This window comes from Arthrobacter sp. 2MCAF15 (genome assembly GCF_052115605.1).
Lineage (GTDB): Bacteria > Actinomycetota > Actinomycetes > Actinomycetales > Micrococcaceae > Arthrobacter.
The window spans coordinates 1-19,247 of record NZ_JBFRGZ010000034.1 but is presented as its reverse complement, the minus strand read 5'-3'; the positions used below and the strand labels follow the sequence as shown (position 1 = coordinate 19,247).

General features: G+C 67.8%; 16 protein-coding genes. 10 read left to right on the top strand and 6 right to left on the bottom strand.

Features of this window, described 5'->3' with window-relative positions:
* The first annotated feature begins 46 nt into the window (after positions 1-46).
* Positions 47-1,147, top strand: a complete 1,101-nt coding sequence (locus tag AB4089_RS22400) for an IS30 family transposase (protein WP_441411474.1) — start codon at positions 47-49, stop codon at positions 1,145-1,147.
* A gap of 103 nt (positions 1,148-1,250) precedes the next feature.
* On the opposite strand, the gene AB4089_RS22395 is transcribed toward AB4089_RS22400, so the two are convergent.
* Together AB4089_RS22395 and AB4089_RS22390 are read right to left on the bottom strand one after the other, a co-directional pair.
* On the bottom strand, positions 1,251-2,282 hold the full coding sequence (locus AB4089_RS22395; protein ID WP_441411473.1) for an aldo/keto reductase: 1,032 nt from the start codon (positions 2,280-2,282) through the stop codon (positions 1,251-1,253).
* Between the two features lie 19 nt (positions 2,283-2,301).
* A complete protein-coding gene (locus AB4089_RS22390) occupies positions 2,302-3,174 on the bottom strand; it encodes an NAD-dependent epimerase/dehydratase family protein (RefSeq protein WP_441411472.1) in 873 nt (290 codons plus the stop codon).
* Between the two features lie 338 nt (positions 3,175-3,512).
* Here AB4089_RS22390 and AB4089_RS22385 point away from each other — a divergent pair, with 338 nt between their 5' ends.
* Positions 3,513-4,229, top strand: a complete 717-nt coding sequence (locus AB4089_RS22385; protein ID WP_441411471.1) for an SRPBCC family protein — start codon at positions 3,513-3,515, stop codon at positions 4,227-4,229.
* Positions 4,230-4,287: 58 nt separating this feature from the next.
* On the opposite strand, the gene AB4089_RS22380 is transcribed toward AB4089_RS22385, so the two are convergent.
* Both AB4089_RS22380 and mgtA read right to left on the bottom strand, forming a co-directional pair.
* On the bottom strand, positions 4,288-5,652 hold the full coding sequence (locus AB4089_RS22380) for a phosphoribosyltransferase family protein (protein WP_441411470.1): 1,365 nt from the start codon (positions 5,650-5,652) through the stop codon (positions 4,288-4,290).
* A 147-nt stretch (positions 5,653-5,799) separates the two neighbouring features.
* Positions 5,800-8,535: a magnesium-translocating P-type ATPase gene (mgtA, locus tag AB4089_RS22375; RefSeq protein WP_441411469.1), complete on the bottom strand. Its 2,736-nt coding sequence runs from the start codon at positions 8,533-8,535 to the stop codon at positions 5,800-5,802.
* Positions 8,536-8,794: 259 nt separating this feature from the next.
* Between mgtA and AB4089_RS22370 the strand changes: the two genes are divergently transcribed.
* Positions 8,795-9,529, top strand: coding sequence for a GAF and ANTAR domain-containing protein (locus AB4089_RS22370; RefSeq protein WP_441411468.1), 735 nt, complete (start codon positions 8,795-8,797; stop codon positions 9,527-9,529).
* Positions 9,530-9,625: 96 nt separating this feature from the next.
* Here the strand turns inward: AB4089_RS22370 and AB4089_RS22365 are convergent, their stop codons facing one another.
* Positions 9,626-9,835 carry a hypothetical protein gene (locus AB4089_RS22365; RefSeq protein WP_441411467.1) on the bottom strand — a complete coding sequence of 70 codons (210 nt, stop codon included), beginning with the start codon at positions 9,833-9,835 and terminating at the stop codon, positions 9,626-9,628.
* Between the two features lie 105 nt (positions 9,836-9,940).
* Positions 9,941-10,354 carry a VOC family protein gene (locus AB4089_RS22360; RefSeq protein ID WP_441411466.1) on the bottom strand — a complete coding sequence of 138 codons (414 nt, stop codon included), beginning with the start codon at positions 10,352-10,354 and terminating at the stop codon, positions 9,941-9,943.
* Between the two features lie 307 nt (positions 10,355-10,661).
* Here AB4089_RS22360 and AB4089_RS22355 point away from each other — a divergent pair, with 307 nt between their 5' ends.
* The 7 genes from AB4089_RS22355 to AB4089_RS22325 all read left to right on the top strand — a co-directional run bounded on the left by AB4089_RS22355 (position 10,662) and on the right by AB4089_RS22325 (position 19,059).
* The gene (locus tag AB4089_RS22355; protein ID WP_441411465.1) at positions 10,662-12,536 is read left to right on the top strand and encodes a Na+/H+ antiporter; all 1,875 of its coding nucleotides are present in this window, start codon (positions 10,662-10,664) and stop codon (positions 12,534-12,536) included.
* A 133-nt stretch (positions 12,537-12,669) separates the two neighbouring features.
* A complete protein-coding gene (locus tag AB4089_RS22350; RefSeq protein WP_441411464.1) occupies positions 12,670-12,912 on the top strand; it encodes a DUF2630 family protein in 243 nt (80 codons plus the stop codon).
* A gap of 31 nt (positions 12,913-12,943) precedes the next feature.
* Positions 12,944-13,978, top strand: a complete 1,035-nt coding sequence (locus AB4089_RS22345) for a CapA family protein (protein ID WP_441411463.1) — start codon at positions 12,944-12,946, stop codon at positions 13,976-13,978.
* Between the two features lie 395 nt (positions 13,979-14,373).
* Entirely contained in the window at positions 14,374-15,720 is a 1,347-nt protein-coding gene (locus AB4089_RS22340; protein ID WP_441411475.1) for an ammonium transporter, read from the top strand.
* Positions 15,721-16,021: 301 nt separating this feature from the next.
* Positions 16,022-17,305: a S8 family serine peptidase gene (locus AB4089_RS22335; protein WP_441411462.1), complete on the top strand. Its 1,284-nt coding sequence runs from the start codon at positions 16,022-16,024 to the stop codon at positions 17,303-17,305.
* Positions 17,306-17,408: 103 nt separating this feature from the next.
* Entirely contained in the window at positions 17,409-18,809 is a 1,401-nt protein-coding gene (locus tag AB4089_RS22330) for an LssY C-terminal domain-containing protein (protein WP_441411461.1), read from the top strand.
* A gap of 100 nt (positions 18,810-18,909) precedes the next feature.
* Complete coding sequence (locus tag AB4089_RS22325) at positions 18,910-19,059, top strand: hypothetical protein (RefSeq protein WP_441411460.1); 150 nt, start codon at positions 18,910-18,912, stop codon at positions 19,057-19,059.
* The last annotated feature ends 188 nt before the right edge of the window (positions 19,060-19,247 follow it).

Genomic DNA, 19,247 nt, shown 5'->3' with positions numbered 1-19,247 from the left:
CGCAGAATCATACGGTCGTTGCAACATCTGATTTTTGGAGGTTGCCATGCCGAGTGGTTATCGGGCGCCCGATGCGCTGAAGGATGAGTTCTTTTCACTTCTGCGGCAGGGGATGGCGGTCACGCAAGCCTCTGCCCGGATTGGGGTGTGGCGCAGTAGTACGCAGCGGTGGCTGGGCAAGACTGGCGGCATGCGGATGCGGATGGGTGTTGACGGCGGTGTTGAGGCGGGCCCGGTCCCGGCTGTCCGCCCGGGGTCCAACCGGCTTGATCTGGTGGACCGGGCGGTGATTATGATCCGGGTCCGCGAGGGCGCCAAGGTCGCCGCGATCGCCCGCGAAATCGGCAGGGACCGGTCGGTTGTATGGCGGGAGGTCCGTCGTAACCGGGGCGCTGATGGGTCGTATCAGGCCGATGTGGCACAGATATGGACCCATCAGCGCGCCCGGCGCCCCAAGGCGTTCCGGCTCCAGAACCCGGAGCTGGTCAAATTCGTCGAGGACGCGATGGACGACGGGTGGTCCCCGAAGCTGGTGTCCTTGGTTCTGAAGCAAACCTTCGGTCACGATGAGAGCATGCAGATCAGCCACGAAACGATCTATCAGAGCCTCTACGTCCAGGGCCGGGGCGAACTCCGCAAGGATCTCTACCGGTGCCTAAGCACCAGCCGGAGCAAACGGACGCCCCGCGGTGAGCGGCCCCACGGAAACGCAGGCCAGCACTACAAGGATGCTCCGAAGATCTCAGAACGCCCCGCGGAGGCCGATGACCGGGCCGTGCCCGGGCACTGGGAAGGCGATCTCATCATCGGCAAGGACGGCCGCAGTGCCATCGGCACGCTGGTCGAGCGCACCACCCGGTACACCGTCCTGCTGCACCTGCCCGGACGGCACACCGCCCAGGAAGTCGCCGACGCGATGATCACCCAGATGCGCCGGCTCCCGGAGCATCTGATCAAAACCGTGACCTGGGACCGCGGCACCGAAATGGTCGAGTACCCCCGCATCAGCATGGCCCTGGACGCCGGCGTCTACTCCGCCGAGGACCTCAACACCATCGCCGACAAACTCAACAACCGGCCCCGGCCCACCCTGGACCTCGAAACCCCAAAGCAACGCATGCGCCAACTAATCGCCACCGCGGCCTAAACCCCGATGTTGCAACGACCAATTGACTTTGGACCATCTGGACCGGCGCGAAGTGACCCGGCATTGTCCGGTTAACTCCTTGTCTGGCTAGCGCATTGTCCGGTTAGCGGCCGCCCTCGAGTTTCCGGCTGCGCTGTTCCTGGGCCATGGGCCCGTACGGATAGACGCCGACGCGCGGCCGGCTGACCTCGGTCAGGCGCTCCGTCTCGCCCGCGGTGAGCGTGAGATCCGCTGCCGCGAGATTGTCCGCCAGCTGACCTGTGCTGCGGGCGCCCAGGATCACCGAGGTGACGGCGGGCCGGTCCGCGAGCCAGGCCAGCGCCACCTGGGCCGGGCTCACGCCGTGCCGCCCGGCGGTTTCCTCCAGCTCGGCAATCACCTCCCAGGTGCGCGGATCGGCGTTCCCGGCCTCCCAGGCTTCCATCCCGCGCTTCGGATTTTCGCCAAGGCGGGTGGCCCCGGCCGGCGGCTCGTCGCGCTTGTACTTGCCGGAGAGCCACCCTCCGCCCAGCGGAGACCAGGGCAGCAGTCCGATTCCGGCGTCGAGCGAGGCCGGAACCACTTCGGATTCGATGTCGCGGACCAGCAGGCTGTACTGCGGCTGCAGGGTCACCGGCGCGCTCCAGCCATGGGCCCTGGCCACATGGACAGCCTTGGTCAACTGCCAGCCCAGGAAGTTGGAGAAGCCGTAGTAGGCGATCTTTCCGCTGGTGACGGCGTCGTGCAGGAACCGGAGGGTCTCCTCGAGGGGAGTGACGGGATCCCATGCGTGCAGCTGGTAGAGGTCGATCTGCTCGACGCCGAGCCGGCGCAGCGAGTCATCCAGCGCCCGGACCAGGTGCCGGCGGGAGGTCCCGACGTCGTTGGGGGCCTGGCCCATCGGGAAGCGGCCCTTCGTGGCCACTACAGCCCGGTCCCGGACCTCTGCCCGGTCGGCCAGCCACCGGCCGATGATTTCCTCCGACGCCCCGGAGCTGTAGACGTCGGCTGTGTCAATGAAGTTGCCGCCCGCCGCGAAGTAGTCATCCAGGATGGCCCGGGACTGGTCCTCGGTGGCCTCGGCGCCGAAGGTCATGGTGCCCAGCGCAAAGCTGGAGACGACGGCGCCGCTGTTGCCCAGGGTGCGGTATTGCATGGGACTCCTCAGGTTGGGGTCAGTCTTCTGTGGGGGTGGTGCGCAACGAGTGGTAGGTCCGCCAGCTGTGCTCGGGCGCGTAGCCCAGCAGCCGCTTGGCCTTGTCGATCGACAGCATGGTCTCGTGCTCGCCAAGGTCCTTGACCACCGTGACGTTGGGGAACACCTCGGCGGCGAGGCTGGCGCTGGAGCGGCTCATCACGGTGTCCTCGTTGGCGATGATGAACGCCTCGAAGCCCGGCTTGGCGTGCTCCAGGGCCCGGGCCACGGCCTGCGCGCCGTCCCGGCCATCAATGTAGCCCCAGAGGTTCCACTTGCGCATTGTGGCGTCGTGGTCGAAGGACGGGAACTCCTCATAGTCCTCCGGGTCCATCACATTGGAGAACCTCAGGCCGGTGATGCTCAGCTCCGGGTCCCAGCGCGTCAGCTGGATGGCCATCTGCTCCTCCAGGTGCTTGACCAGGGAGTAGGTGCTTTCCGGCCGTGCCGGGTAGTCCTCGTCCACCGGGATGTAAGGCGGATCGACGTCGAACGGCAGCCCCAGCACAGTCTCACTGGAGGCGTAGACGATCTTCTTGACCCCGGCCCGGCGGGCGGCCTGGAACACGTTGTAGGTGGAGAGCATGTTGTTCTCGAACGTGGCGGCATCCGGGGCAATCCCCGGCGCCGGAATCGCGGCCAGATGCACCACGGCGTCAAAGCCGGCGTGGCGGTCGTCCAGGCCAAGGATCACATCCACCACCTGGCCGTAGTTGCGCAGGTCCACCTGCGTGAACGCGCGGCCACGCACGCCCGTCCGGTCCAGGTTGGTCACGTCGTGCCCGTCGGCGCTGAGGCGCCGCACGACGCTTCGTCCCAGCTTTCCGCTTCCTCCGGTAACAGCAACTTTCATCAGGTACTCCTCGGGTGGCAGGCTCTGCTGACCGTCATGGTCCGGCAAGTGGTCCGGCACCTGGTCCGGTGCCGGCAGTCACCGTTCCACCCTATGGGGAGGCGGGCGCGGTGCCCAGCCCCTCGCGTTCCATCTTCCGGCAAGCCAGGATCCGCCCGGCGGTCGACGGCGGTCGACGGCGGCCGGCCGCCGTGCCGCCGTCGGGCCGGCCCGCATGACTTTCGGCCCTAGGCAGTTCCCGGACCAGGCGGGAGGCTGGGGGCCATGAACGGTGACCAGCGCGATGTTGCGGGCGCGGACCGGCATCATCCCTGCCACCAGGTCCACCGGACCGCCGAATGAACCACCCCGGAACTCCGCCGGCAACCCGGCCGGCCAAGCACGCCCCCGGCCAGATGCGCGGACCGCTCGCGGCGCTTGTCGCGGCAGCTGCCGGGGCCGCTTACGTCCTGGCTCTGCGTCCACGGCTCCTGCGCTGGGGTGCCACCACCCAGGAGGCCGCCGGACCGCTCGCCGGGGACGAGATGGTCCCCGGCCCGCGCATGCAGACCACCCGCGCGGTGACCATTGCGGCGCCGGCGTCAGAAGTCTGGCCCTGGCTGGTCCAGCTGGGCGCCGGGCGCGGCGGCTTCTACTCCTACGACTGGCTGGAAAACGCCGCGGGCCTGGGCATACGGAGTGCCGACAGGATTCGCCCCGAGCTGCAGCACCTGGTGGTAGGCGACACCGTTCCGCTGTCCCCCGACGGCGGCCTGCCGGTCAGGCTTCTCGAGGCCGAAGCTGTGCTGGGGCTGGGCGGATCCTTCGATTTGCGTACGGGAAAGATGTCGCCGGCCGGAATGCGTCCAACCGGACCACGCCTGGACGTCGGCTGGACGTTCGTGCTGCGGCCCGCGGGGCCCCGGGCCACCAGGCTCTTGTCCCGCACGCGGTACGACTATTCGCCCGTGGCCGAGGGAGTGGCCCTGCGCACGCTGCTGGAACCGGCGCAGTTCCTGATGGAGCGGCGAATGCTCCTGGGTATCCGCTCCAGGGCAGAGGGCCGCCGGCGCTAGGGCGCCGGGCGCGTAGGCACCTGCGGCTGCACTCCCCGGTTGCCCTTCCCGGCTCCCCTCAAACACCCGCGGCCCGCGGGCTGGGAGTGCCCAGGGGCAGCAGGTAGTCGACAAACCAGTCCCGGGCCAGGATGGCCGCCGCCGCGAGCGTGCCGGGTTCTTCAAACAGGTGCGTGGCCCCCTGCACGACCGCGAGCTGGCTGGGGCAGCGCATCATGGCCTTCGCCCGCCGGTTGAGCTCCAGGACCTCGTGATCCAGGCTGCCCACGATCAGGAGCGTTGGCGCACTCACGGCGGACAACCGCGGGCCGGCGAGGTCGGGGCGTCCGCCGCGCGACACCACGGCCGAGATCCGCGCTGACGGCTCCGACGCCGCCCACAGCGCGGCCCCGGCGCCCGTGCTCGCGCCGAAGTAGCCCACGGCGCACGCGGCAGTGTCTGCCCGGGTGGACAGCCAGTCCGTTGCCGAGGACAGCCTGCGGGCCAGGAGCTCGATGTCGAAGACGTTGGCGCGGTTGCGCTCCTCCGCGGTGGTCAGCAGGTCCAGCAGCAGCGTGCCGAGCCCGGCCTGCTGCAGGACACCGGCCACATACCGGTTCCGGGGGCTGTGGCGGCTGCTGCCGCTGCCATGGGCGAACAGCACCACGGCCCGGGCCGGCACGGGAAGGTGCAGCTGGGCCTGGAGCCGCATCGCGCGGGACGGGATCTCCACCTCCTCGTCGACGTCGGCAGCGGCGTCGGCGCGGGCCCCCGCCGCGGTCCGGAATGGCGACGGCGCGGTCTCAAGGCGTTTGGCCGCCAGGTCGAGCAGGCGGATCACCTCGTCGTCGTCCGTCGGCGAGAAATCCCGGTAGTGGTAGCCGACGGCGGTGAACTGGCGCGGCGTGGCCAGGCATACGACTTCATCCGGCTCGCTCAGGTTGGCGAGGGTCTCCGCCGGGGCAACCGGAACGGCCAGGATCACCCGTGCCGCCCCCTGTTTGCGGGCGACCCTGCAGGCAGCCCGGGCGGTGGACCCGGTGGCGATCCCGTCGTCGACGATCACCGCGACGCGTCCGGTCAGGTCGTGCCGCGTCCGGCCCTTCCGGAACAGGACCACCCTGTTTTCCAGGGCGGCTCGTTCGTGCTCCTCGACGGCCTGCAGCTCCTGTGGGGTGATCCGCGAATGGGCCAGGACCTGCTCGTCCAGGACTTTCGCGCCGCCCTCACCGATCGCTCCCATGGCGAGCTCGGGCTGGTAGGGAAGGCCAAGTTTCCGCACCACGATCACGTCCAGGGGAGCGTCCAGGGCGGCGGCGACCTCAAAGGCGACCGGCACGCCGCCGCGCGGCAGGCCGAGGACCACGATGTCCTGGCCACGCAGTTCCGCAAGACGCCGGCCGAGCTGCCTGCCGGCGTCGACCCTGTCTTCAAAGATGCTCATGGGTTATGGCTTTCCAGTCGAGGCGTCGGCCATCGGCCATCAGTCGGGTGCTGAACTGGCGCGCTCCTGCAGGCTCCCCACGCCCGGAATGGACCAGATGGCCGCTCCCTCCAACTATCCGCCCGCCGCCGAAGCGCAGTGAGGGCCTTAATGCCCGATTTTGCGCCAGCGGCGCCTTCCCGGGCCGCGGTTGAGGCGCCAGCGGCGCCTTCCTGGGCCCCGGTTGACGAGCAGCGGCGTGGCCGCGGGGATGCTGAAGCGGGCGGCCCGCCGGGCAATGCGGTGGGTCCGGCCGCGGTGCCTAAGCGGGGCCGGCCGGGGTGGGCGAGGCTGCTGTGCGGCGCGCGTGTAGAACCAGACTTTCGCCAGTTCCACCAGCACCAGGTACACCACTGCCATCCCGAGCAACGCGAGGAAGAATGGGACCGGCAGCGGGTCGAAGCCCAGCACGCCGGCCAGGGGCGAGAACGGCAGGTACACCCCGATTGCCACCACGCCCACGGATGCACATACGAGGCCCGCCGACGGCCTGCTCCGGAAAAAGGGTACGCGCCGGGTCCTGATGACGAAGATGATCAGCGTCTGCGTGACGATCGACTCGATGAACCAGCCGGCCCGGAATTCGCCGGGAACCGCGTCGAAGACGAAGAGCATGAGTGCGAAGGTCGCGAAGTCGAAGATGGAGCTGATGGGGCCGAACAGGAACATGAAACGCCGGATGAAGCCGATGTCCCAATGCGACGGCGCCACCAACTGTTCCTTGTCCACCCGGTCGCCCGGAATGGCCAGCTGGCCGGCATCGTAGAGCAGGTTGTTGAGCAGGATCTGGCCCGGCAGCATGGGCAAAAAACTCAACAGCACGGAGGCCGTGGCCGCGCTGAACATGTTGCCGAAGTTACTGGACGTGCCCATCAGGACGTATTTGATGGTGTTGGCGAAGATCCGCCGGCCTTCCATGACGCCCTCGGCCAGGACCCCCAGGTCCTTGTCGAGCAGCACGACGTCGGCGGCGTCCTTGGCGACGTCGGTGGCGCTGTCGACTGAGATGCCAATGTCCGCGGCGTGCAGGGCCAGGGCGTCGTTGACGCCGTCGCCCATGAACCCGACGGCACCGCCGCTTTGCCGCAGCAGCCTGATGATCCGGGCCTTCTGCTCGGGCGAAACGCGTGCAAAAATGCTGGCCTCCCGGGCCGCCGCGGCCAGCTCGGGATCGGACATGGCCTCCACCGCGGCGCCGCTGAGCGTACCGCCGGAGAGGACACCGAGTTCGTCGCAGACCTTTTCGGCGACCCTGGCGTTGTCTCCGGTGGCGATCTTGACCATGATGCCGAGCGCCTCAAGCTGGTCCAGGGAGGCCCGGGCGCTGACTTTCGGCCGGTCCAGGAAGATGAGGAACCCGGCCAGGACCAGGTCCTTCTCGTCGGCCGGCGTCAGGTCCACCAGCCCGTCCGCGGGCCGGGTTCCGACGGCCACCACCCGGGATCCGGCGTCGAATTGCTTGTCCAGCATCGCCTGCACGTCCGCCGGCGTGCCCACGCAGAGGGCCAAGACATCCTCCGGCGAGCCTTTCGTGATGATGCGGGCAGGGCCGCCGGCTTCGCGCACCAACACGCTGGTCCGGCGCCGCTGGTGGTCGAAGTCAAGGACGTCCAGGCGTTCGTACCGTTCCGGCCGGAAGGCCGCGGCGCCGGAGGACTCCCACAGGGCCGCATCCAGCGAGTTCAGGCCCACGGTGGAGAGCCTCGCCTCGGCGTAGTCCGCCTCCGTGGCCAGCAGCCCGAGCGTGAGCAGTTCGGCGGGCGGGACGCCGGGGCCGGCGGGCAGCCCGCCGCTGAAACTGATCCGGCCCTCGGTCAGCGTCCCCGTCTTGTCCGTGACCAGGATGTCCATGTCGCCCAAATCCTCGATGCAGACCAGGCGCTTCACGAGGACCTTGCGCCGTGCCAGCTGCCGGGTGCCCGTGGCCAGGCTGGTGCTCACCACCGCGGGCAGCAGTTGCGGGGTGATGCCGACCGCGATCGCCAAGGAGAACAGCAGCGATTCGATCAGGGGCCGGTGCAGCAGCAGGTTCGCGACGAAGATCAGCGACGTCAGCCCGATGGCCACCTGCAACAGCAGAAAGGAGAAGCGTTTCAACCCCAGCTGGAACTCGGTCTGCGGCTGCCGCTCACCCAGGCCCAATGCGATCCGGCCGAATTCCGCCCGGCCTCCGGTGGCGACCACCACCGCGGTGCAGCTGCCGGACTGGATCACGGTCCCCATGAAGAGGCAGCTGCTCAGCTCCGCCAGCGGCGCATCCTGCGGTACCGGCGCCGCATCCTTGGCAACCGGCAGCGATTCCCCGGTCAGAATGCTTTCATCGCACACGAGATCCTTCGCAGTCAGCACCCGCATGTCGGCCGGAATGATCGCGCCGATCCCGAGGCGGACGACGTCGCCGGGCACCAGCGCGGTGACGTTGATTTCACCTGGTCTTCCGTCGCGGACGACGACGGCGCGGTGCGTGACGCGCGAATGCAAGGCCTCCGCTGCGCGTTCGGCCCGGAATTCGTTGCTGAACCCCAGCCCGACGCTGACCAGCAGGATCACTCCGATGACGATCGCGTTCGTGGCGTCCCCGAGGAACAGGGATAGCCCCGCGGTGATGAGCAGAAGGATCAGGATGGGGCTGGCCAACTGCCGGCCCAGCACCGACCACCCGCTGGCCATGTGGGTCCGCACCGCATTCGGCCCCAGTTCCGTGAGGCGCTTGGCCGCTTCGGCACCGGTCAGTCCGTTCTCGCCCGAGCCTAGCTCTCCCAGTATGGTGGCAACTGGCCGGCCCGCGGCGCGGGAGATCGCCAGTGGTGCGGAGTGAGAGTCCTTGACATCGAGGTCTGGCATTCGGAATCCGTTCACGACATTTCGCCTAAGGCACAGCCTATGCCCGGGACGAACGGTTCAGCGGCCTCTGGATCCGAGCCCTGTGTGTGGAACCGCGTTTTCGGATGTATATGTTTTCGGATGTATATACTCTCTCGGTACGGTTTTGCAGCGAGCCGTTGGATTGTTCTTCGATCCGGCCGCTGCCGTATCCGCCCCTTGCCGCGGTGGGAAGCGCCGCCGGGTCGTCTTGACCTGAGTGAAACGGCACAACAGACAAGTGGTCAGCGAGTCAACCGCAAATTCAATAAACCAGCAGTTGCATGAACTGGTGCTCAGCAGCTCCGACGTCGAGGACTTCCTCGCCGGGCTCGCGCGGGTGTCCGCGCGCAGCCTCTCCGAGCCGGGGGACGAGATCCTCTGCGGCATCACGCTCCTGCGGCAGCGGAAGGCGGCCACCGTCGCCAGCAGCAGCCCCGCCGCGCAGGCAATGGACGAAATCCAGTACACCTTCGGCGACGGCCCATGCATGACGGCGTCCCGGGAACAGGAAACGGTCTACGTTGAGGACCTGGATCTCGATGGTCGCTGGCCGCAGTACGCCTCGACGGTGCGTGGACACGGCTTCCGGTCCATCCTGGCGCTGCCGTTCCTGCTCGACGGCGAAACCCGCGCCGCCTTGAACCTGTATTCGCACCGGCCCGGCCGATTCGATGACCGTGCCACGGAACTGGCCCGTGAGTTTGTCCACCAGACATCCATGGCCCTGCGGCTCGCGGTCCGGTTTGCGAACAGCAGCGAGACGGCCGCCAACCTCAAGGCCAGCCTGGAAACCCGAACCGCGATCGACGTAGCCGTCGGCATCATCATGGCGCAGAACCGCTGCAGCCAGGTGGAGGCGTTTGAGCTCCTGAAGTCGGCGTCAAGCGCCCGGAACATCAAGCTCCACGCCGTCGCGGCCGGAGTGGTCGAGTCGCTCGGCCAAGGCCCTACCCGGACCCACTTCGAGGTCTAGCCCGGTCCCGGACCAGCCAGTGCGGACAGGACCGGGCTAGACACCCGATCCGCCCGGGACCTTCCCTGGTGTTCAGGTGTTCAGGTGTTCAGGTGTTCAGGTGTCCCGCTTGTCCCGCTCTTCGAACTCCTCATCGAGGTCATAGTGCCGGAATTCCGTCTCCGGATTCGGCTCCCCCTCCGATACGTACTCATAATCCAGCTGGCGCTGGACTTGGCTGTCGAGGACCTGAAGATCCTTGTCCGCAACCTTGGTGAGGTCCTCGGGGAATTCATCGTCCGGACTGAGGTGTAGCTTCTCGGTCATTACATGCCTCTCTGGGCCAGGCGGACGGACTCGAGCCTGCACTGTCCTGGCTGGAATCAGGATAGCTCTAACCGGCGCGGGTCGGGCCGCCGGCGTCGGCCCTTCCTAGGCGGGCTCGGAACCGACGTTCACCAGCCAGTCCACGCCGAACCTGTCCTTGCACATGCCGAAGATGTCGCCCCAGGGTGCCTTCTCGAGCGGCATCGCGACGGTGCCGCCGTCGGCCAGCTTGTCGAAGTAGCCGCGGAGTTCGGCTTCGTCGGCCCCGCTGAGGGACACGGAGAAGTTGTTGCCTGGGGTGTAGTCCATGCTGTTGGGTGTGTCCGCTCCCATGAGAACCATGCCGCCGTCCGTCCTGAGCTGGGCGTGCATGATCTTTTCCTGCTCGGCCGGGTCCTCGCTGGCGTGGTACTCGGCGAAGGTACTCATGGTCAGTTCCCCGCCGAATACGGTCTGGTAGAAGGTCATGGCATCTTTCGCGGTGTCGCGGAACCCGAGGTAGGGATTGAGCGTGGTCATGTCCGAAATCTCCTTGCTGCTTGGGGGCGCCGGCCGGGCGGCAACGACGACGGTGCACGTACAGGGCATATCCTGCCGCATAACCGGCAGCGTGGGTAGGTGCCCGGCGGAAGTTCAAAACAAAAGAAGACAAAGCAACAAATGAACGAGCGGGAGGCGTCCGACGGCGGCCGATACCGCCGTCGGCTGCTTGCATGGGAACGCGGTCCGGGAATGACCAGGGCGTGGAAGTCGGCGGCGTCCGCCTCGGCTGATGATATGACGCGGGGGTCTCCGGCGACGGACCCGAAGCTGGCAGAATAGGCCAATGGAAGTCGCTTTCGGGCTGCTGGCCCTGGTCGCCGTTGTGTGCGCCTGCAGCGCGCTGGGGCACAAAATCAACGTCTCCGTCCCACTCCTGCTGGTGCTGGCCGGCGTTGGATGTTCCTTCCTCCCCTTCGTCCCGACCATCGAGCTGAACCCCGAGCTCGTGTTGGTCGGGCTGCTGCCGCCGCTGCTCTACGCGGCGGCACTGCAGACCTCGCTGTTCGATTTCGGTTCCAACCGCCGCGCCATCGGCCTGCTGTCGGTGGGCTATGTCATCTTCGGCACCGTCTGCATCGGGTTGGTGGTCGCCTGGCTGTTTCCCGAGATCCCGCTGGCGGCGGCCATGGCCCTGGGCGCCGTCGTCGCACCGCCGGATGCCGTGGCTGCGACCGCCATCGCGCGAAAGGTGGGCATGCCCCGGCGGATTGTCACCATCCTGGAAGGCGAGTCGCTGGTCAACGACGCCACGGCGCTGGTCTGCCTGCGCGCTGCCATCGCGGCCATCGCCGGAACGGTGTCCGCGGCGGAGATCGCCGGCGGCTTCGTCCTGGCTGCCGGCGGGGGCCTGGTGGTGGGCATTGCCGCGGCTTTCGTGTTGACCTCGCTCCGCAAGCGGATCCGCAACGTGGCCATCAACACCTCCATTTCCCTGATTGCCCCGCTCGTGGCCTACCTCCCGGCGGAAGCGATCCACGCTTCAGGCGTGCTGGCCGTCGTCGTCACCGGCCTGATCATGGGGACCAAGGCGCCGTCCATGCCGAACGGGGCCGCCCGGCTGAGCCAGCGCAGCAATTGGCACACGGTCCAGTTCCTGCTGGAAAATTCTGTCTTCCTCCTGATCGGGCTGCAGGTCCGGACCATCATCGAGGGCGTCCGGGATGACTCGCTGGGCCCGGAACGGATCTGGCTCGGCTGCGCCGCGGTGCTGCTGGCCGTGCTGGTCCTGCGCCCGGTCTGGGTCTTCCCCGCAACGTACCTGCCGAGGCTCATTCCCGCGGTCGGGCGCAAGGATCCCCGGCCGTCCTGGAAGGTTCCGGTGATTGTCTCCTGGGCCGGCATGCGCGGCGTGGTGACCCTTGCCGCCGTCCTGGTCCTGCCGGCAGCGCTGGAGCACCGGTCCGTCCTGATCCTCATGGCCCTCGTGGTGGTGGCCGGCACGCTGACCCTGCAGGGCCTGACGCTCCCGGCCCTGGTCCGGCTGCTGCGCCTGAAGGGACCGGACGCGCGCGAGGACGCGCTCAACGAGGCGTCGCTCATGCAGATGGCGACGGCGGCGGGCGTGCAGCGGCTCCGGGAGCTGCGCTCGGACGCCGACCCCCCGGAGGTTGTGGCGATGCTGAAGCGGCGCACCCAGGAGCGCGGGCTGGCCGCGTGGGAGCGGCTGGGACGGCCCATCGCGGAATCGGTCACCCCCAGCCAGCGCTACGCCCAGCTGCGGCTGGCGATGCTGGACGCCGAGCGCGCCAAGGTCCTCGAGCTGCGGCGCGGCGGCGGATACGCGCACGAGGTCCTGCTTAACGTCCTTGACCGCCTCGATGTCGAAGAGTCCATGCTGGACGCCACACTGGAAGAACCAGACGCTGACGGCGGCAGCGGCGGCGAGGGGATCGCCCGTCCCCGCGGCGTGTGCCCGCACCTGGAATCGGCCCAGGACCAGGCTGTTCCGGCCGATCCCTTCTGCGCCGCGTGCGTGCAGGAAGGGACGACGACGGTTCACCTGCGGATGTGCGTGCAGTGCGGCAACGTGGCCTGCTGCGATTCCTCGTCCGGAACCCATGCCTACAAACACTTCAAAGCCAGCGGCCACCCCGTCATGCGCAGCATCGAGCCGGGCGAGGACTGGCGCTGGTGTTACCCGGACGAACTCCTTGGCTAGGCCAAGGACCTAGCCAAGACCGTGCCGCAGGCGGGTGTGCCGCGGGAACCCCTGTTCAGGGTCCCTCCCCCTCCGTAGGCTGGGAAGGGACCTGCGGAGGGGGACCGCCGCCGTCGGACGAAAAGAGGACACCGTGGACAACCAGGACATCCTGGAGCGCATCAAGGAACTCGTGGCGGAAGAACACAGCCTCCGCGAAGGCTCCGCCCCGGCCGGGACGGGAGCCCCCAACGTCCTGAGGCTGCAGCAGGTGGAGGAGCAGCTGGATCAGTGCTGGGACCTGCTCCGCCAGCGGCGCGCCAAAAAGGACTACGGAGAGAACCCCGACGAGGCGGAGGTGCGGCCGGTCAGCGAGGTCGAGGGCTACCAAAGCTAGCCCCGGCCATGACCTGACGGACCGGTTGGCCATGCGGATTGCGCTGCTGGGAGACGTCATGCTGGGCCGCCTGGTGGACATGCACCTGGCAACGGCCGGGCCGGCCTACCCGTGGGGCGATACGCTGGAGGTCCTCCGGCAGGCGGACCTCCGCATCGCCAACCTCGAATGCGTCCTGGCGACCGGCGGCGAGCCCGAGCCCGGCAAGGTCTTCACCTTCCGCTCCGACCCGAAGAATGTCGCCAGCCTCCTCGCGGCCGGGATCGACGTCGTCTCGCTCGCCAACAATCACGTCCTGGATTACGGCCAGGACGCGTTCCGGGAAATGCTTCCGGTACTGGCTGGCCGCGGCATCCTGCATGCCGGGGCCGGCCTTGACTTGGACGCAGCCCGCCGGCCGGCCGTGCGGCGCGTGGGCACCACCGCCGTCGGCGTCATTGCCTTCACTGACAACCAGCCCGACTGGGAGGCCGGCCCCACGGCCCCGGGAGTCCACTACGTTCCCGTGGAGTACGTTCCACTGAAGGGCTTTCCCGCGAACGGCGGCGGCGGCCGGGACGGTGCCGCCCGATTGGACGACCTGCTGGACCTGGTCCGGCGGACCAAGGCCCGCGTCCAGCTGCTGATCGTCTCGGCCCATTGGGGAGGCAATTGGGGTTCCGACGTCCCGGCCCGGCACCAGGATCTCGCCCGGGACCTCATCGACGCCGGCGCCGACGTCGTCTTCGGCCACTCCCCGCATGTCTTCCGCGGCGTCGGGATCCACCGGAACCGGCCCATCATATTCAGCGCCGGGGACTTCGTAGACGACTACGCCGTGGACCCGGCAGAGCACAATGACCACTCCTTCGTCTTCATGCTCGATACCGACGGCGGCGAACCCCGCATGCTGAGGCTGCATCCCACGGTCATCACCGGATTCCAGGCCCGGCTGGCCCGCGGGGCGGGGCCCGATATTGCCGCCCGGATGCAGCGGCTGAGCCGGCACCTCGGCACGCCCAGTGGCTGGAACTCGTCCGGCCGCTGCCTGGAGATCCCGCTCGAGCAGGCCAGCGGACCGGGCTGACCGCGGCCCCTGCCCGACAGTGGGAGCACTCTCCCGCCAGGGGAGGGACCCTCCCCTAGCGCACAGTGACGCCAAAAATCCGCCGCGGCGGCGCCTCACTGCCGGCCGGCAAAGCATTCTCCCGCAGCCCCCGCCGTTCCGCCCTTGCGGCGCCAGCGTCCAGCACGGGGCAAGGCGTCCGCAAGAGACACCGTTTACATGCCTGAAACATGCCGGTCACGCGAACTTCACGCCGTCGCGATTCCTGTAACGTGCCCGCAACTTTCCGCCCCACTGCCGGAAACATGGCTCCGCGAGGATTAAATCCGGATCGGGGGGCCGGTGGCGACGTGTCCCGGCAAAGGAAGAATGACGAGAAGGGACCCCCGGTGGAACTCACTGCTGGAAGCGTCTGGATGATTTTTTCGGCGGCGCTCGTTCTGCTGATGACCCCGGCTCTTGGCCTCTTTTACGGCGGCATGACCCGGGCCAAGGCCTCACTGAACATGATGATGATGAGCTTCGTCTCCATCGGGATCGTCGGCGTGGTGTGGGTCCTCTGGGGCTACTCGATGACCACCGGGCAGGGCGTCCTGGGCGTCTTCGGCAACCCGTTCGCCAGTTTCGGCCTGAGCAACGTCATCGGCTCGCCCGACCTGATCAAGGCCGGCTACAGCGCCACGTTTGCCATCCTCACCGTGGCCCTCATCAGCGGCGCCATCGCGGACCGCGCGAAATTCACTTCCTGGGCCCTGTTCGTTCCCATCTGGATCACCCTCGTCTACTGCCCGCTGGCCTTCATGGTCTGGGGCGGCGGCCTCATGAGCGCCGGCGGTGCCGTGAGTGCCGTCTTCGGCCAGGTCATCGACTTCGCCGGCGGCACCGTGGTGGAAATCGCCTCCGGCACTGCGGCGCTGGTACTGGTCCTGATCCTGGGCAACCGGCACGGCTTCGGCAAGGACCCCGGCCACCGGCCGCACAACATCCCCTTCATCATGCTCGGCGCGGGCATCCTGTGGTTCGGCTGGTTCGGCTTCAACGCCGGCGCCGCCAGCACCGTGGAACAGGCCGGCCTGATCTGGGTGAACACCCTGGCCGCTCCCGCCGCGGCCATGATCAGCTGGCTCGTGGTGGAAAAGGTCCGCCACGGCCACCCCACCTCCCTGGGTGCGGCGTCCGGCGCCGTTGCCGGCCTGGTGGCGATCACGCCGTCGTGCGCCAACATCAGCCCCCTCGCCGCGCTGGGCCTGGGCTTCGTGGCCGGTGCGGCCTGCGCGGTGTTCGTGGACCTGAAGTTCAAGTTCGGCTTCGATGACTCGCTCGACGTCGTCGGCGTCCACCTCGGCGGCGGCCTCATTGGAACCCTGGCGCTGGGCTTCATCGCCCTGCCCGTGGACGGCGCAGGCGGCGGCCTGTTCTACGGCGGCGGGCTGCACCAGGTCATCGCTCAGACCGTGGCCGTGCTCATCACCGTGGCGGTGTCAGGCCTCGGGACCGCCGTGATCGGTCTCGCCATCCACAAGACGCTCGGGTTCCGGGTCAGCCGCGAGGACGAACTCGCCGGAGTGGACCGGTCCGAGCACGCCGAGACCGCCTATGCCTTTGCCGAGCTCGGTTTCAGCCGGTTCAATCCGTTCGGCCACCACGCCGGACACGCCGGACACCCCGGGCGCGCCGGACAGTCCGTGCAGGCTGCGGCGTCGGCCCACGCGGCTGGCCGGGGACCGGCGAGCGCGCCCGTGAAGGAAGACAGCCTGGTCTGAGGCCGCGGGCTCCCCAACCGACGCGCAGCGGGGCTGCACAAGTTTTTTCAAAGGGCCCGGGTGTAAGACGCGGCCGGAGGCTTAAGATATGGGCGGGGGCACTCGAATTAGCGAACTCGCTTAATGGGAGGCCACGATGTTCAGCCAAGCCAGCCGCAAGGCGTCAAACCCGCAGCTAACATCGGTGGCGCGGGTCCCGCGCAGACACCGGCGAAGCGCCCTTCCCAGACGGGACAGGCTCCCCTTTCGGCGTGCGCTGGCCTCGCTGAGTGTCCTTGCGCTGGTTTCCGGCTTTTCCCTGGTGGCGGCTGCCCCCTCGTCGGCGGCTGAAACGGGGCAAAGCTACATTGTGGTGCTCAAGGACGGCGTCGTGGACGCCGGGGCGGCGGCGGCCGCCCAGCAAAGCGCCTACGGATTCACGGCGTCGAAGGTCTACCGCAACGCCGTGAACGGCTACTCTGCCACCCTGACGGCGGCGCAGGCGAAACGCCTTCAGGCCGACCCCAACGTCGATTTCGTCACTGCGGGCCGGACCTTCCAGCAGCCGCGGGATCTGGGATCCGCGGCCAGCCAGGAGACACCGTTCTGGCGGGAGCGGATCGCCGGAACGGACTCAGACGTCCGGAAGGCGCTCGACAAGGGGCCTTCACGGATCAACGTCAACGTCGCCGTGATCGATAGCGGCATCGATGCCACCCACCCGGACCTGAACGTCAAGGGCGGCGTTGACTGCCAGTCCGGCTCACCTGTGGACGTGACACCCATTGACGTATTGGGGCACGGAACATTTGTCGCGGGTGTCATCGGCGCCAAGAACAACCGTCTGGGCGTCATCGGGACAGCCCCCGGCACCCCGCTGTGGTCCGTACGGGTGGTTGACGACAACGGCCTGATCTCCGAGCAGAGCCTGATCTGCGCCATCGACTGGGTGACGTCCACACAGAAGGACGATGACCCGGACAACGACATCGCGGTGGCCAACATCAGCATCGCGGGCGGCGCCGCGGACACGCCTAACTGCGGCAAGGGCACGGACCCGATGCACTACGCCATCTGCCGCTCAGTCCGCGCCGGTGTCACCTACGCTGTCGCGGCCGGCAACGCCGGTGAGGACTTCGCGAACACAGTGCCCGCCACCTACGACCAGGTGCTGACCGCCACCGCCATGGGCGACTTCGACGGGAAGCCCGGCGGCCTCGCCGCCCCAACCTGCGGCACCACGGATTTTTCGAAGTACGGACAAAAGGATGACGATCCGGCATTCTTCTCTAACTTCGCCACCACGAGCGACGACAAGGCCCACACGGTCTCCGGCCCCGGCGAGTGCATCCTCTCCACCGTTCCCGGGGGCGGGTACGGCATCAACCACGGCACCAGCTTCGCCAGCCCGGCCGTGGCAGGGTCCGTGGCCCTGTGCATCAGCCAGAAGGCCTGCACGGGATCAGCCGAGCACGTCATGGAACAGTACTTGTCCCTGACGAAGGGATACACCAAGCGCCACCACGACTACGGCTTCGAAGGCGATCCCGTCCACCCCATCAGCTCGAAGTACTACGGCTACCTGACCCAGACCACCAGCTTCTGAGGACCAGCAAGGACGACCCGGCCGCGAGAGACCTGCGGCCGGGTCAACCTTTGGGCCGTCATCTTTCGAGCCAACTGCCGCCGGTGCGCGTAACATGACGGCCATGACCAAGGCCGCGGTTGAGGTCACCGCCCCCGCCGACGCGGTGCCGTACTCCCTGCTGGACACCATCTTCTTCGTAGTGGGTGGCGTCGCGGCCGTGTGGCTGACCTCGCTGCTGTTAGAACTGAGCTTCCAATGGGGCTGGGGACAGGTCTGGTTCATCTTCGTCTTCTGGGCTCTGCTCGCCTATCTGGTGCTACCCCGGCTGCACAGAATCCTGACCCGGCTCTACGTACCCGACTACTTCATCGGCCGGGCGCGAACCAGCGACGGGCTTCTCGGCGATCCCGTGAACGTGGCCCTGCTGGGATCCGGGCCGCAGGTGCACGGCGTCATGCAGGCCGCGGGCTGGACGCTGGCCGATGACGTGACACTGGCCAGCAGCCGGCGGATCGTCTCCTCCACGCTGCTGCGCCGCAGCTACCTCGAGGCCCCGGTGAGTCCCCTGTTCCTGTTCGGCCGCCAACAGGATTTTGCCTATCAGCAGGAAGTTGATGGCACCCCGGGCAAGCGGCACCACGTCCGATTCTGGCGCTGTCCGCCCGGCTGGCTGCTCCCCGGCGGCCTCGCCGTGGACTGGTTGGCTGCCGGCACGTATGACCGCAGCGTCGGGCTGTCCCTTTTTACCCTGCAGATCACCCACAAGATTGCTCAGAACACCGATGCCGAACGCGACCACGTGGTCGGAGCCATCACCCAGGCAGACCCCGCGGCCGAGCTCCGCGTGATCCGTGACTTTTCGACCGGCTATCACGCACGCAACGGCGGAGGCGACACCATCACCACCGACGGCGACCTCCCGATCGTGGATCTCAGGCAGACCGCGGCGGCGCTGGCGGCCTTGCCTCCAACGGACACGTCTCCAGGCGACACTTCTCCAACTGAAACTACTCCAGGCGGCAGGCTTCCGGGCGACAGCAGGAACAGGCGCCCGGCGCCCACCATCGTCGGTGCAATCTTCGTCGGCGCCCGTGCGGTGGCGGCAGTCCTGCTCGCCATCTCAACGGTGGTCTTCCGGGACGCGCACGTCGGATCCCTGGTGCGGCCCGCAACCGGCCTGGGAATCACGGAGGCCCAGGCTGAAGTGGCCGTCAGCATCGCAACGGTGCTGGTCCTGATCTTTGCCCTGGCCTACGTCCTGCTGGCCTGGTTTGTGTTCCTCGGCCGGAACTGGGCCCGGACACTGGCCATGGCGCTCAGCACGGGCGCCATCTGCATCCAGGCCTTCGACGTCCTCCACGGCGGTCCCGACATCACGCTGGTGTCCAATCTGCCCGGCCTGACGCTGGACATCCTGCTGCTTCTGGCACTCTCCAGCAAACGGGCGCGCGACTATGCCCTGCGCCCCCGCAAGGAACCCAAAAGGGATTCCAGCCGCCCGGCCGGCCGGGCACCGCTCTGACACCGCACGGATCCGGAAGGCCTTGACAGCCCTGTGACTGCGGGAGCTAGATGATCAATAGTCGACAATCCACCGCAGGATTCGCAGCAGAGGAGCGGACATGAGCCAGGACTCACAGGCGCCGGAACGCGCCCACAGCGAGACCCCCGCCGAGGGCGACGCAACGGCTGAACCCTTTGACGACCGGGCCCATTCCCAGGATGCGGCAGAAGGCCCGGATATCGACGACGAACCGGGGACCACCGCCTAAAGCTTCGCCCACGCCCGAGTTCGCTGGAATCCTGCGAGTTCGCCGGAACTTCCCTGTGTGTCAGGCTGTTGTGTGACAGGTTCCCTGTTGCTGGAGCCGGTGCAGTGCGGGGGAAGGTCCATCATGGATTTCGTTATGCCTGTTCGTGTTTCGAACCGGAAGCACTTCACTACCGACCAGAAGCACGC

What these genes read in the sequence shown, in the direction of transcription:
- AB4089_RS22390 (WP_441411472.1), bottom strand. Translation starts at nt 3,174, where the DNA reads ATGAAAGTTGCTGTTACCGGAGGAAGCGGAAAGCTGGGACGAAGCGTC.
- AB4089_RS22330 (WP_441411461.1), top strand. Translation starts at nt 17,409, where the DNA reads ATGACCAAGGCCGCGGTTGAGGTCACCGCCCCCGCCGACGCGGTGCCG.
- AB4089_RS22345 (WP_441411463.1), top strand. Translation starts at nt 12,944, where the DNA reads ATGCGGATTGCGCTGCTGGGAGACGTCATGCTGGGCCGCCTGGTGGAC.
- AB4089_RS22365 (WP_441411467.1), bottom strand. Translation starts at nt 9,835, where the DNA reads ATGACCGAGAAGCTACACCTCAGTCCGGACGATGAATTCCCCGAGGAC.
- AB4089_RS22380 (WP_441411470.1), bottom strand. Translation starts at nt 5,652, where the DNA reads ATGAGCATCTTTGAAGACAGGGTCGACGCCGGCAGGCAGCTCGGCCGG.
- AB4089_RS22360 (WP_441411466.1), bottom strand. Translation starts at nt 10,354, where the DNA reads ATGACCACGCTCAATCCCTACCTCGGGTTCCGCGACACCGCGAAAGAT.
- AB4089_RS22385 (WP_441411471.1), top strand. Translation starts at nt 3,513, where the DNA reads ATGAACCACCCCGGAACTCCGCCGGCAACCCGGCCGGCCAAGCACGCC.
- AB4089_RS22400 (WP_441411474.1), top strand. Translation starts at nt 47, where the DNA reads ATGCCGAGTGGTTATCGGGCGCCCGATGCGCTGAAGGATGAGTTCTTT.
- AB4089_RS22355 (WP_441411465.1), top strand. Translation starts at nt 10,662, where the DNA reads ATGGAAGTCGCTTTCGGGCTGCTGGCCCTGGTCGCCGTTGTGTGCGCC.
- AB4089_RS22340 (WP_441411475.1), top strand. Translation starts at nt 14,374, where the DNA reads ATGATTTTTTCGGCGGCGCTCGTTCTGCTGATGACCCCGGCTCTTGGC.
- AB4089_RS22395 (WP_441411473.1), bottom strand. Translation starts at nt 2,282, where the DNA reads ATGCAATACCGCACCCTGGGCAACAGCGGCGCCGTCGTCTCCAGCTTT.
- mgtA (WP_441411469.1), bottom strand. Translation starts at nt 8,535, where the DNA reads ATGCCAGACCTCGATGTCAAGGACTCTCACTCCGCACCACTGGCGATC.
- AB4089_RS22325 (WP_441411460.1), top strand. Translation starts at nt 18,910, where the DNA reads ATGAGCCAGGACTCACAGGCGCCGGAACGCGCCCACAGCGAGACCCCC.